Consider the following 13,276-nt stretch of genomic DNA (forward strand, 5'->3'; position numbering starts at 1 on the left):
TCGGTGGCCCGGACGTCACGCCGTTCACCTGGATGGAGCTGACTGAGGGTCACGCTGCGCACCGATGGCCCAGCGCAGCGCGCCCGTACGACCGATCGGGGAGACGGTTTGACCAACGGCGCACGAGTCCGCGGACGACGCGTCCGCATGTTCCGTCACCTGCACGAGTCAACGAGGAGAGGCCCATGCCCCATCCAGGACGTCGGTTGAGGGGCGCCTGCATCGCGGGCGTGGCCACCGGTCTTCTCGTGGCCGGAGCGGGCGGGGCGTACGGCGCGCTCAGGCCCGCTCCCGCTCCGTCCCCCACCGGATCCGCCCCGGCGGCGCCGGGGAATTCCGTAACCCACGCGCCGAAGGGGCCGGCCCCCCAGCACCCGGCGCCGCAGAGCTCCACAGCCAAGGACTCCGCGGCCGGGGACTCCGCCGCCGAGGAGCGGAAGGGCCCCCTCCCCGCGGAACCGGACGACTCCGTCCCGGCGGTGGGCGCGTACCTGGACTACGGCCCCAAGGGCGTCGCACGGATCGCCGACCTCTCGCACTGGCTGGACGGCGCCGATCTGCGGGTGGGGCACACCTATCTGCCGGGTGACGTCTGGTCGAACATCGAGGGGCAGCCCGATTTCCTCAGCCCCTGGGCGAAGTGGCGCCGCGCCGATCCCGACCGGATGTTCGTGCTCAACGTGCCCATGCAGCAGCACAACGAGGACCGTCTGCCGGACGACGAGGTCCGGGACCTCATCCACCGGGGCGCCCGGGGCGACTTCGACGACCACTACCGCAAACTGGCCACCCGGCTGGTGAAGCTGGGGATCCCCGACACGGTGATCGTGCTGGGCTGGGAGATGAACGGCACCACCTACACCCAGCGCTGCGGCCCCGATCCGCAGGGCTGGAAGAGGTACTGGAACCGGATCGTCACCGCGATGCGCTCCGTCCCCGGCCAGAAGTTCAAGTTCGACTTCACGCCCAACCGCGGCCCGGACGACATCCCCTGGACCCAGTGCTATCCGGGCGACGCCACGGTGGACATCGTGGGGATGGACTCGTACGACCAGCCGCCCGGCGACAGCTTCGAGGACCAGGTGAAGGGGGCGTACGGGCTGCAGAAGCAGGTCGACTTCGCCGCCGCGCACAAGAAGCAGATCTCCTACCCCGAATGGGGCCTCTACAGGAACGGCGACAACACCGAGTACATGCGCGGGATGCTGGCCTGGTTCGACGCGCACAAACCGCTGTACCAGACCATCACCGACTACTGCCCGCACGGTGTGTGGCAGTGCGACGAGAACCCCGACGCGTCGAAGGTCTTCCGGGCCAAGGTGTCCCAGGAGGCCAGGCCGGATCCGAACAGGCCCAGCACCGAGCCGAGCACCGAGCCGAGTACTGAGCCCAGTACCGAGCCGAGTACACAGCCCGGCACGAAGCCGAAGCCGCATCCGACGGGCCACAAGCAGTGGTGCATCCGGGTCGACCTGGGCGAGTGGTCAGGCCCCTGGTTCAAGCCCCGCAAGATCTGCGTCTCCCTGCCGGAGGAGTGACAGGGCGCGGAGCGCAGGACGGCGGGCGGCGGCACGGCGGGCGGCGGGCAGCGGGCGGTCACCGGCCGTCCGCCGCCTCCCGGGTGCCGGTCCGGGCGCCGAGCCGGGTACTGAGCCGGGTGCGCCACTCGCCCACCACGGGCCGGAGCGAGTTCACCGTCGCGGCCGCCCGGTCACGGCCCGCAAGCTGGGCCGCGTACAGACTCAGCACCGGGGTGAGCGGGGCCGGTGCGAGCAGCAGCCGCTCATTGGTCACGACGGCCGGGCGCCAGTGGCTCTTGTACGGTTCGGTGCCGCGCAGCAGGCTGATGACGGTACGGCCGCTCTCCGCGGCGCTCCGGGCGTCCCGGCGCAGCAGCATCGCCGCGACGTCGACCTTCTTCGTACGGAGCTGGGGGTCGGCGCCGTACAGATAGCCGCCGCTGAGCTGCGCGGAGTGGAGCGTGACATTGGCGGCGACCACCGCCCCGTCCAGCCGGTACTCGGTGAGGACCGCGTCGCCGTCCCTGACCATGCGCCGGGTGGCGCGCGTCAGATGCTCGGCGAACCGGGGCCTCAGATGCTCGGGGGTGACCCCCCGGCCGCGCCACTGCAGCTCATGCAGCCGGAGCAACTCCCGGATGGCGCCGGGCACTTCGTGCTCCGCGACATCGCGCTCCTCGATCCCCAGCGCGTCGAGCTTGCGCAGCTTGGCCCGGACCCGCTGGGCCCGTGCGGAGGCGAGCCGCTTCACCAGCTGCTCGATGGGTTCGGCGGGCAGTTCGAGGCAGACCGAGTCGCTGAGCCTGCGCCGTGCGCCGGGCCAGCGGTCGTAGAGCCGCTCGGCAGCGGCACCCGGCCGTACCTCACGCAGGTCGATCACCGTGTGCCGGGCCGCCCGGAGCAGCCCCTCGGTGAGCGCGGCGAGCGTGCCGGGCGGCTGGGTGCCGTCGATGAGGATGTCCGAGAAGTCGGAGATGCTGCCGCCCAGCGGGACGAGGAGCGGCAGCGGCCGGTGGGCGAGCATCAGCGGGGCCGCCCCCACCAACCGCCCCCCGCGCCGTACGAGCACCACCCGCAGCCGCCCCGGAGTGCCGTACGAGAGCCACCAGGAGTACAGCCAGGAGTGGCTCTGGAACGGGGTGGCGGCGGCGCAGCCGCGGTGCAGCGCCGCCCACTGGGTCTCCAGCGCGGCGAACTGCCGCTCGTCGCGGCAGAGCGTCACGGACAGACCGGCCCCGGTACCGGTCCTGGTGTCGGTCCCGGTGCCGGTCCTGGCACCAGCCGCTGTTCCGGCCCCCGCGCCGGCCTTGTTCCCGGTACCGGTCCCCGTCCCGGTGGCCACCGACATCAGGCGTGTTCCGTCAGCTGGGCGGGCCGGCCCGGCTCGGCGAGCGCGTCGGGGCCGGCCGCCTGGGCGGGCGCCGGGACCGCCGTGCCCGGGTTCCACTGGCGGCGGCGCGGACGGACCAGCAGGACGAGGGCGCCGACGAGACCGCCGGCGCAGCCGCCGACCGCGATGCTGACCGGCGCCGATGGCGAGACGGCGGCGGACGGCGCGACGGCCTTCGAGAACAGGACCAGACGGACGCCGGTGCTGGCCGCAGCGCCGTTGCCGCCGGTGGTGATCGCCCCGGCCACCGCGTTGGCGATGTCGGCGGCCTTGCCGGGGCGGGTCGCGGTTCCGGTGACACCGATCATCGGGGACTCGGGCGAGGTCTCCGTCCGTACGTGCCGGCCCAGCGTCCGTGCCGGGACACCCGCCGCGCGCTGGGCCGCGGCCAGGGTCGACGTACTGGTGGAGATACGGCCGTACGCCTGGGCGAAGCCGAGCGCGGTGGCGGGGTCGGAGCCCTTGGCGGGGGCCGCGACGACATAGCTGGTGGCGGCGTACTGGGGGGCAGCGAGCGCGCTGTAGGACGCACCGCCGGCCACACCGACGAGGGCGCACAGCGGCAGCGGCCACCAGACCGGCAGCGCGGCGGCGCGACGGCGGACGGCCCGCCCGGAGTTCCGGATGATGCGGACGGCGCGGGGTTCTTCGCGGGTCGAATCAGACATGGGGCTCACTTCTCGGTCGGGGTGACGGGCGTGGTGACGGCGTGGTGACGGGGTCTTCGTCCCGGCTGAGGTCTTCGTCCCGGCCGGGGGCTCGGCCGGGCTCGGCCGGGGCTTCGTCCCGGCTACGGAACGGGGGTCACGAACGGCGGGCGTACGCGTGGAACGGCCGGGGCGGCCCCGACGGTGTGCGTGTACACGCCGAGCAGGCCGCTCGCGCTGCGCGCGATGTCGTAGTGGCCGGCCACCGCCGGGGGCGCCAGCCTCCTTGCGCCCAGGTCAAGTTGGTGGCGGAGCGCCGCCTCGAAGGCAGCGGCGCCGCCCGGCACCCGTACCGCCCCGGGCACCGGCTCCCGGGAGAAGTCGTCGAGCGCGGGGCAGGCGGCGTACAGGACGGGAAGACCGGCGGCGAGCGCCTCGACGACGGCGAGCCCGAACGACTCCTCGGCGGACGTGGAGACGAAGACGTCCGCCGCGTCCAGGACGGCGGGAACGGTCGGTCCGGCGTGCCGTCCGGTGTGCGGTCCGGTGTGCGGTCCGGTGTGCGGTCCGCCGGGCAGCGCGTCGCACTCGCCGAGGAAGTGGATGCGGCCGGTGGCTCCGAGCCGCTCCGCGAGCCCCCGCAGCGCCTCCCGCTCGGGCCCGTCCCCGGCCAGCAGCAGCCGGACCCCGGGCAGCGCGGCGACCGCACGTACCAGCAGGTCGAACCGTTTGCCCGGCACCAGCCTGCCGACCCCGCCCACCACGAACGCACCGGCCGGGATCCCGAGCAGGGCCCGGGTGGCGGCCCGGACCCCGGGGTCGTGCCGGTACCGCGACCCGTCGATGCCGTTCGGTACGACATGGATGCGCCGCGCCGGTACCCCCCAGCCGCGCAGCCGGCCGGCGACGGTCGCCGACACCGCGACCGTCGCCGAGCCCAAGCGCTCGGTGCGCAGATAGAGCGCACGGGTGGAGCGGGTCAGCGGGCGGCCCTCGATGGACCGCTCGCCCAGCGAGTGTTCGGTGGCGACGGCGGGGACCCCGGCCAGCCGGGCGGCGGTCCTGCCGTAGACACAGGCGCGGTAGAGATGGGTGTGGACCAGGTCGTACCGGCCGCGCCTGATCAGCCGGGCCAGCCGGGGCAGCGCGGCCAGGTCGCGGTTGCCGCCCATCCCCAGATGGGTGACGGAGACCCCGTCGGCGCGCAGCCCGTCCGCGACCGGGCCGGGGTTGGTGAGGGTGACCACATCGCAGTGGACGGGCAACCTCCTCAGCAGCAGCCGCAGTTGCTGTTCGGCCCCGCCGACGCCGAGCCCGGTGATGATGTGCAGGACCTTCACCGGCCGCCTCCGGCCGTCAGCTGCCGCAGCAGGTGCAACGCCCGTTTGGTGTTCAGCCGCAGGCCCCGGTCCGCGTGGCTGATGTGGGTGCGGGCCAGCGCGTGGTCCCCGGCGAGCGGCCCGGGGGCGATGGCGCAGCCGTAGCCGTAACCGGCGTCGCGCACGGCGTCGACGGCCCGCCGGTCGACGGTTCCGTACGGGTAGCAGAAGCCCTCCGGCGCGGCCCCGGTGATCCGCCGGATGAGCTCGCGGCTCCCCCGGGTCTCCTCGCGCAGCTCGTCGTCGGCCAGCTCGGTGAGGTCCCGGTGGTACAGACCGTGCGAGCCGATCTCCATGCCCGCGTCCGCCGCGGCCCGGACGCCGTCCTCGGTGAGGAGGGGCTTGCGTGGGCCGAGCGGGTCCCAGGCGTTCTCACCGCCCGGCCTGCCGGGCAGCACGAACAGGGTTGCCGTGCAGCCGTGGTGCTTCAGCAGCGGCAGCGCCTGTTCGGTGAAGTCGCGGTAGCCGTCGTCGAAGGTCAGACCGACCAGACCGCGCCCGCGCCCCTCGGCGCGGGCCCGCAGCAGGGCGCCGACCCCGACACCGGTCAGCCCGCGCCGCCTCAGCAGCCGCAGCTGCTGGTCGAGGCGCCCGGGGGCGACGGTGATGCCGTACGGGTCGTCGGCGGGGTCGGCCACCGAGTGGTACATCAGGATCCACGGCTGGATACGGGACCGGGGCGCGGGCGGGGCGGCGTCGCGTGACGCCGTGTCAGCGGACATGGCGGAACCTTTGCTTGGTGAGATCGAGCAGGCCGACGACTTCGGGGGCGCGCAGCGCGAGCGCCGCCGCCGCGAACACGGTGGGCACCAGCAGGCACCCGGCTGCCAGGCTCGCCACCGCACCGGGCACCAGCGGGCCGAGCAGCAGGCCCGCCGCACAGGCCACGGCAGCGGCGGCGGACAGCCTGGCGAGGGTCACGGCGACCCCGCGTACGTGGATGGAGACGACCCGCGAGCCGAGCCCGCGGAGCAGGAGCACGGCGGTGACGGTGATCCCCAGGGCGTTGGATGCGGCGATGCCGTACACGCCCCACGGGGCGACGGTGAGGGCACCGGCGACCGCGTTGACGAGGAGCCCGGCGGCCATCGCGGCGGCCGGGAACCAGGTGGGCCGTACCGCCGAGAAGAAGGGCCGGCCCAGCGCCCCGACCAGGCACTGGCCGAGCAGCCCGAGGGCGTAGACCCGCATGATGGACGCGGTGGAAGCGGTGTCGGCGGGGCTGAAGGCACCCCGCTGGAAGAGGATGTCGATGATCTGCGGGGCGTAGGCGATGACCACCGCGGCGCCGGTCAGCACCACGACCCCGGCCAGCGCCAGATCGCGCTCGACCCGGCGGCGCGCCTGGTCGCCCTCGCCGTCGGCGACGGCCTTGGCGACCACCGGGAAGGTGACCGTGCAGATCATCAGCGACAGCATCATCGGCACCTGCGCGACCTTCTGCGCGTAGTTCAGGTGCGAGATGGACCCGGCGGGCAGCGAGGCGGCCAGGAACCGCTCGATGAGGACCTGGGACTGGCGGCAGACGGTGAAGACGACGACGGGCGCCAGTACGGCGGGCAGCGCGGGCCGGGCGGTGGGCGCGGCCGGTGCCGCGGCGCCCATGAGCAGGTCGCCGCCGGTGGGCCGTACCGCCATGTGCCGTACGAAGGAGGGCAGTTGGACCAGCACCATCAGGACGCTGCCCGCGGCGACCCCGGCGGCGGCCGCCCGCACCCCCCACAGGGAGTGCAGCACCACCATGGTGGCGATGATGCCGACGTTGTAGGCGGCGTAGATCGTGGCGGGCGGCAGATAGCTGCGGTGGGCCCGCAGCGCGGCGCTGAGATAGCCGGTGACCCCGAACGAGAGCACGGTCAGTGCGGTCAGCCGGGTGCACGCGACGGCCACCCCAGGCTCGGCGAGACCGGGCGCCAGAAGGTCCACGATCACCGGGGCGCCGAGCACGAGGACCCCGGTGGTGCAGCCGAGCAGGACGAGGAGGCGCGGCAGGGTGGCGGAGACCAGACTCCGTACGGGGTCGGGGTGCTCTCCCGCGGCGCGCCGGGCCAGCGCGTGGGCGAAGGCCGGCACGAGCACCAGCGCCATCGCGTCCTCGATGAGCAGCGTGGACGCCATCTCCGGCACGGTCCAGGAGATCAGGAACGCGTCGCTGTCACTGCCCGCGCCGAAGAGATGCGCGATGCTCTCGTCCCGGACCAGACCGAGCACCGAACCGGCGACGGTCAGCGCCGCCGTGAGCGCCGCGGCCCTGGCCAGCACCTTCCCGAGCCGGGGCGGCGCCTGCTGCGGCGCGGGGGCCCTGCGGGCCTCGGCGGCCGGCAAGGACACCGCGGTCCTCGCCACGGCACGCGCGCCCTCACCGGTGGTCGTCTCGTTCATACGGCGCCCGGCGATGCGGAGGCGGGCCGAACGGTGCCTGGTGATACGGCAGTCGGCGCTGCGGAATCAGGAGACTCATCCAACGGCCTCACATTTTCCGTGAGTTCGGCGGTCGGCGATGGGTCGGCCCCCGGCCCCACCGATGCGGCAGCACCGACGGCCCCCGGCAGCTCCGCCCCGCGCGCTTCTTCCCCCCGCGCTTCCGGCCCCGGTTCCGGCCCCGCCAGGGCCCACCAGGCGATGAGCCCGAAGACGATGCCGGTGAGCGCGGTGGAGGGGCCGCCGATGTCCGCGTACAGGAAGTCGACCGTCTGCCAGAGCATCAGCCCCACGGCGACGAGCCCGCAGTCGACGGCCGCAGCGCGGCGTCTCCGTACCGCGTACAGCCGGCGTGCCCCGCCCACCAGGAGGGCGGCCCAGCTGCCGGCCAGCGCGGTGGTCCCGACGAGCCCCTGTTCGCCGAGGACCAGCAGATACATGTTGTGCGGCGAGAGCAGCGGCTGGCGCTGGTACGCGTGGCCGGCGCCCGCCGTGTCGGAGCCCGACGAGAGCCCCAGCGAGGCGTGTCCGTCGCGGTAGGCGGGGAAGCCCTTGAGGCCGACGCCCGTCGCGGGCTCGTCGCGCCACATCCCGACCGCCGCCGCCCACATCGTGTACCGGTCGGTGACCGACTGGTCGGGGGCCGCGGTGACCTGGGTGATCGAGCCGAGCCGCTCGGTGATGAGCTGCGAGCCGACTCCGAACCCGCCGACCAGCACCACGGCGGCGGCGACCACGGCGGCCAGCGCCCGCACCGCCGTGCGCCACCCGGCGAGCAGGACGACGGCGAGCACCGCGGCCACCGTGGCGATCCACGCGCCACGGCTGAAGGAGAACGCCAGGGGCGGCACCAGCGCCACCGCGGCGGCGAGCGCGGCCGGGCGGACCCAGCGGGGCGCACCGGGCGGCGGGCGCAGCGCGTGCCCGGTGGCGACGACCACCCCGAAGGCCACGATGGTGGCCATACCCATGACGTCGGTGGGCCCGAAGGTGCCGACGGCCCGGATGTCGGAGCCCATGTACGAGGCCCCGCTGCCGGTGGCGTACTGCACGACGCCGAACCCGCCCTGGAACAGGGCCAGTACGACGAAGGCCCCGGCCACGCACCGGAAGTCACGGGCGTCCCTGAGCAGCAGCACGACGGCCGCGGGCACCAGCACGAACACCTGGAGGTAGCGCACGAACCCGGGGAGCGCCGCCACCGGGTCGGCGGCGGTCACGGTGGCCGCGGCCAGACCCAGCACGGGGACGCCGAGGACGGCGGCCGCGGCCGGGCTCAGCGGGCGGGTCCGGCCGCGCAGTATCCGTACCGCGCAGTACAGCACCAGGAACGCCGAAGCCGCGTCGGCCGCGGAGATGTTGGTGGAGGTGCTGGCCCCGTTCCCGTACTCGAAGGGGACGACGAGCAGCAGCACGGGCGCGGCCACCGGCAGCACCGGCCACCAGCGGGCGAGCGGCCCGGCGGGCGGCGCGGCGGGCCGGGCGGTGCGCGGCCGGGGCAGCGCGGGGGCCGGGGTGAGAGCCGTCACGGTCAGCTGCCCCCAAGGCGGAAGAGCGAGCCGGCGGTCCTGACCAGGATGCAGACGTCCTGCCAGAGCGACCAGCTGTCGATGTAGTGGTTGTCGAAGCGGGCCCGGTCCTCGATGGAGGTGTCCCCGCGCAATCCGCTGACCTGCGCGAGCCCGGTGATCCCGACGGGCATCCGGTGTCTGGACCGGTAGCCGGGGTGGCGCCCGGAGAACTCCGCGACGAAGTAGGGCCGTTCGGGCCGCGGGCCGACCAGGCTCATGTCCCCGCGCAGTACGTTCCACAGCTGCGGCAGCTCGTCGAGGGAGGTCCGGCGCAGCAGACTGCCGACCCCGCTCATCCGGTGGTCCATGGCGACGCTCCACCGGGTCGCCGACTCGTGGTCGTCGGCCGGGCGCAGCGTACGGAACTTGAGCAGGGTGAAGGCGCGTCCGTCCATGCCGATCCGTTCCTGCCGGAAGACGACCCCCGGTCCGTCGGAGATTCGTACGGCGAGCGCGCACAGCCCCATCACGGGCGCGGCGGCGATCAGCGCGAGGGCGGCGAGTGAGGCGTCGAGGGGCCGCTTGCCCCGGCGGCGCGTACGGTGCCCGGACACGGCCAGCGGCCGGACGGCGAACCCCCACAGATGGTCGGCCGGGGCCCTGCCGTACCCGGGCCCCGACGTGTCGACGAGCCACAGCTGCACGCCGTATCCGCCGAGCAGCCGGACGAGGGCGGGGTCGGCGGGGCCGGTGAACAGGGCGTGGCGGACCGTGGTCTGGATGACGGCCCGGCCGATGTCCTCATGGGTCGCCAGCACGGGAAGGACCGGACTCCCCTCCCCTGCTGCGGCGGCGTCGGCGCCGGGCCCTTCCCCGCTCTCCACCAGGCCGACCGGCCGCATGCCGTACGCCGGGTGCGCGTACAGCGCGGCACCGATCTGCTGGGCCGTGGCGCCACCGCCGACGATCAGCGCCGAGTTGGTGCGCCGGGCGGCAGCGGTGCGCATCAGCCGGTGGACGGCGCCGCGCACCGCGCAGCCGGTCAGGGTGTGCACGCTGACCGCGGCGGCCAGCACCGTCCAGTCGAGGACACGCCAGGGGCCGACAGCCGCGAGGCACGCCGCCGCCGCGCACCACAGGATCAGCGCATGGCCGAGCAGCGCGGGCAGTTCGAGCAGCGCCGAAGGCGAGAGGCGCCGACGGTAGAGGCCGCCGCGTGCGTGCAGCACCAGTTGGAGCGCCGCCAGCGGTACGAGCACGAGCGGCGCGAGCCGCAGCCCCGGCACCAGAGTGCTGGTGGCGGCCAGGGCGAGCGTGTCACCGGCGGCCAGCGGGGCCGCGGCGCGTGCCCGGCGCACTCCCGCCGGCCTGACCCGGCCCGGCCGCGGCCCGTCCGCGGCGCGCGGTGGGTGGACCGTGGGTGCGGGCGGCGGCACGGCTGTGCCGGGGCCGGCGCCCCGGCCCGCGTGGGGAGCAGATGCGCTGTCCGTCGTCATCGGCTGATGCGCTCCCTCGTGGTGGATCCCGGCAGCCCCAGGAGCCGCCGGTACAGCTCCGAAACCGCGGCGGCCGTGTGCCGTACGTCGAAGTTGGCCCGCGCGTGGGCCCCGGCCTCGCTGCCCAGCGACTCCCGCAGCCGGGCGTCGGCCAGCAGTTCGCGCACCGCGCGCGCCAGCGTGTGCGGGTCGTCCGGCGGGACGAGCCCGTGCCGTTCGTGGCCCGGCGGCAGGCTCTCCCGGGCGCCGTTCACATCGGTGAGGACGACGGGCCGGCCGCAGGCCATCGCTTCGAGCGGGGCCAGCGCCATGCCCTCCCAGCGGGACGGCAGGACGACCAGGTCGGCGGCGTGCAGCCAGGCGCGCGGCCGGTCGACCGCTCCGGTGAACAGCACACCGGGCGGCGCGGTCCTGGCCAGCGGTGCCCGGTCGGGGCCGTCCCCGACCAGCACCAGGCGCGCCCCGGGCACCGCCCGGACGATCTCGGGCCAGGCCCGCAGGAGTACGTCCTGCCCCTTCTGGCGGCAGAGCCGTCCGACGCAGACGACGACGGGCCCCGGGCCCAGCGGGGCGGCCCCGGGCCCAGCGGGGCCGTCGGCGCGGAACTCGCGGAGGTCGACGCCGTTACGGATCACCGCCCAGCGTGCGTCGATACCGGCCGCCTCACCGGCGCTCCGTTCGGCCTCGCTGACACACAGGACGCGCTCGGCCCACCGGGCCGCGTACCGCTCCCAGGCCAGCGCGAGCCGCGCGGTCCCGCCGCCCACCGCCTCGAACGACCAGGCGTGCGGCTGGAAGACCGTCGGTACGCGCCCGCGTACGGCGAGCCGGGCGGCCAGGCCCGCCTTGGAGCTGTGCGCGTGCACCACATCGGGGCGGCAGGCACGGATCAGCCTGGCGGCGGCCGCGGTCTCGGCGGGCAGGGAGGGCCCCGGCGCCCGTCCGGCCCGCCAGGGGCGTACCTCCGCGCCGGACCCGGCGAGCGCCGACGCCAGTCCGGCGCCGGAGGGGCAGGCCACCACCGCCCTCATCCCCTCGGCCACTTGTGCCCGCACGAGGTCGGTGACCACACGGGCGACTCCGCCCTCCACCGGCTGCACGAGATGAAATACCGTCAGCGGCCGTCCGGAAGAAATGTTTTCTGGCAGCACGTGTGCGGCTCCCCTAGTACCTGACCCGGAGATCGGTTTCCCCGGGATGCGCGGAGCGCGATGGCTCAGCGGCGCGAATACGTCCGCCCGGTGAGAACGCCGGGACAATTCCAGCGGATTTCGGCGCGGAAGCGGAAGTGCGGACTGTCCGCCGCGCGGGGGGGAACGGGCTGCGGAACGGCAGTACCGGAGTTCCGGCCCGCCGGGAGGAGCGGGGCGGAACGCGCTGTGGGGGGCCGTGCGCCCCACCCGTACAGCACAGCCGGACCCGTCGCTTCCCGCATGACTGGCTCTCCCGTCTCGACAGAATTGCCACCCATGGGGTCCAGGCAGCCCAAGTGGCCCAAGCAGGAGTGCACTTTGTCAGAAAGCAGAGTGGAAATCAGGCCGGACGCGCACATACCGCCGTGCGGCGGGTCAGCCGAATGCCCTGAATTCCCTTGTGACAGCGGGCAGCGGGTCCGCCATATGCCAGCAAAGCTCCCCAACGGGTGACGGCGCGTATCCGGCAGCAGAAGTACGCGTTGGGCGCGTGCGGGAATGGCCGTAGGAAACAGTGCGGGATTTCCCGGTCGCTCGATTACGGAATCCAATTCGACGGACGGACGGGCACCCCGCCCACCCGCAGCCACCCCCGGTGGACCGCACCACACGGCGCACCCCGCGCACGAAGGGCTCACTCGGCCGGACCGCCACACTCGTGCGCTACGGCAATCGGGTGAAGGGGCGGAACCAAACTCGGCCCCCGGAGTTGATCAGGGTGCTCCACTTCCGGGCAAAAATGCAGAAAAGGGACCACAGTGATCAAGAAGATTCTGGCCACCGCAGCCGTCACCGCCTCCATCGTCGGCGCCGGAGCGACCCTGGCCCCGCAGGCCATGGCCATCGGCAACGACGGCACCACCTCCGCCAGCGGCAACGGCGCCGAGCAGGCCTTCGGCAACTCGGCCACCAAGGGCTCCCAGAGCCCGCAGCTCAGCCTGGTCCAGGGCTCGCTGAACAAGCCCTGCCTCGGTGTGCCGGTCAAGGCCAACGTGGGCTCCCTCGTCGGCCTGGTCCCGATCACCGTTCAGGACATCCCGGTCCTGTCCTCGCCGCAGAACCAGCAGTGCACCGAGAACTCCACCCAGGCGAAGGGCGACGAGGCCCTGTCGCACATCCTGGACAACATCCCGGTCCTCTCGGGCAACGGCGCGGCGAACCGCGGCTGACCGCTTCGCCAGCTCCCACGTGGCCGCCGCAGACAGGACGTCGCGGCGGCCACGCGTGTGTCCGCACACCGGCGGCACGTCAGGAATGCCGCGGCAGGCATTCGGGTCCATTTGCCGGCCGGGGGGCGGATCGGAGTTTCCCCGGCGCGCACCGGTCGTTAGCAGTCCTGCAGCGGTGTTCGTGAAAAGGCAACTGGACACGCGTCGCGATGGTCGTGGCTGCGGGAGACACCGCTGCGGGAAGGATCGACATGAAGTTCAAGAAGGCTGCTGTACTCGCCGCCGGCGTCATGATGGCCCTGGGAGCCGCTGCGCCCGCCATGGCCGACTCGGGCGCGGAGGGCGCGGCCGTCGGCTCGCCCGGCGTCCTCTCCGGCAACGTCGTCCAGGTTCCGATTGACGTCCCGATCAACCTGTGCGGCAACAGCATCGACATCATCGCGCTGCTGAACCCGGCGCTCGGGAACACCTGCGTCAACAAGTGACGTACGGCTCTCCCGTGAGGGCGAGTCTCTGAAGCGGCCCCGCCGGGCATCGCATGACCCGGCGG

At 74.0% G+C, this 13,276-nt stretch carries 11 protein-coding genes; 3 read left to right on the top strand and 8 right to left on the bottom strand.

The genetic code is table 11. The features are described from left to right. Positions 1-185: 185 nt before the first annotated feature. The gene (locus tag ACWGKJ_RS10310) at positions 186-1,538 is read left to right on the top strand and encodes a glycosyl hydrolase (protein ID WP_385031854.1); all 1,353 of its coding nucleotides are present in this window, start codon (positions 186-188) and stop codon (positions 1,536-1,538) included. Positions 1,539-1,596: 58 nt separating this feature from the next. Here ACWGKJ_RS10310 and ACWGKJ_RS10315 read toward each other — a convergent pair whose 3' ends face one another. From ACWGKJ_RS10315 to ACWGKJ_RS10350, 8 genes are all read right to left on the bottom strand, one after another. Further along, positions 1,597-2,868, bottom strand: a complete 1,272-nt coding sequence (locus ACWGKJ_RS10315; RefSeq protein ID WP_385031851.1) for a GNAT family N-acetyltransferase — start codon at positions 2,866-2,868, stop codon at positions 1,597-1,599. Next, a complete protein-coding gene (locus ACWGKJ_RS10320; protein ID WP_385031848.1) occupies positions 2,868-3,578 on the bottom strand; it encodes a YveK family protein in 711 nt (236 codons plus the stop codon). Before ACWGKJ_RS10320 ends, ACWGKJ_RS10315 begins: the two co-directional genes overlap by 1 nt. 122 nt (positions 3,579-3,700) lie before the next feature. Continuing rightward, positions 3,701-4,897, bottom strand: coding sequence for a glycosyltransferase (locus tag ACWGKJ_RS10325; protein WP_453315705.1), 1,197 nt, complete (start codon positions 4,895-4,897; stop codon positions 3,701-3,703). Continuing rightward, positions 4,894-5,658 (bottom strand): polysaccharide deacetylase family protein, encoded by a 765-nt coding sequence (locus ACWGKJ_RS10330; RefSeq protein ID WP_385031842.1) that lies wholly within the window; start codon positions 5,656-5,658, stop codon positions 4,894-4,896. Before ACWGKJ_RS10330 ends, ACWGKJ_RS10325 begins: the two co-directional genes overlap by 4 nt. After that, positions 5,648-7,318 carry a murein biosynthesis integral membrane protein MurJ gene (murJ, locus tag ACWGKJ_RS10335; RefSeq protein WP_385031839.1) on the bottom strand — a complete coding sequence of 557 codons (1,671 nt, stop codon included), beginning with the start codon at positions 7,316-7,318 and terminating at the stop codon, positions 5,648-5,650. The genes ACWGKJ_RS10330 and murJ overlap by 11 nt, the downstream gene beginning before the upstream one ends. Next, on the bottom strand, positions 7,315-8,892 hold the full coding sequence (locus ACWGKJ_RS10340; RefSeq protein ID WP_385031887.1) for an O-antigen ligase family protein: 1,578 nt from the start codon (positions 8,890-8,892) through the stop codon (positions 7,315-7,317). The genes murJ and ACWGKJ_RS10340 overlap by 4 nt, the downstream gene beginning before the upstream one ends. After that, complete coding sequence (locus tag ACWGKJ_RS10345; RefSeq protein ID WP_385031836.1) at positions 8,889-10,364, bottom strand: exopolysaccharide biosynthesis polyprenyl glycosylphosphotransferase; 1,476 nt, start codon at positions 10,362-10,364, stop codon at positions 8,889-8,891. The genes ACWGKJ_RS10340 and ACWGKJ_RS10345 overlap by 4 nt, the downstream gene beginning before the upstream one ends. Then, positions 10,361-11,515, bottom strand: coding sequence for a glycosyltransferase (locus ACWGKJ_RS10350; protein WP_385031833.1), 1,155 nt, complete (start codon positions 11,513-11,515; stop codon positions 10,361-10,363). Before ACWGKJ_RS10350 ends, ACWGKJ_RS10345 begins: the two co-directional genes overlap by 4 nt. 800 nt (positions 11,516-12,315) lie before the next feature. Here ACWGKJ_RS10350 and ACWGKJ_RS10355 point away from each other — a divergent pair. Next, complete coding sequence (locus ACWGKJ_RS10355; protein WP_385031830.1) at positions 12,316-12,726, top strand: rodlin; 411 nt, start codon at positions 12,316-12,318, stop codon at positions 12,724-12,726. A 251-nt stretch (positions 12,727-12,977) separates the two neighbouring features. Further along, entirely contained in the window at positions 12,978-13,211 is a 234-nt protein-coding gene (locus tag ACWGKJ_RS10360; RefSeq protein ID WP_385031827.1) for a chaplin, read from the top strand. The last annotated feature ends 65 nt before the right edge of the window (positions 13,212-13,276 follow it).

Source organism: Streptomyces sp. NPDC054757, from assembly GCF_053612185.1.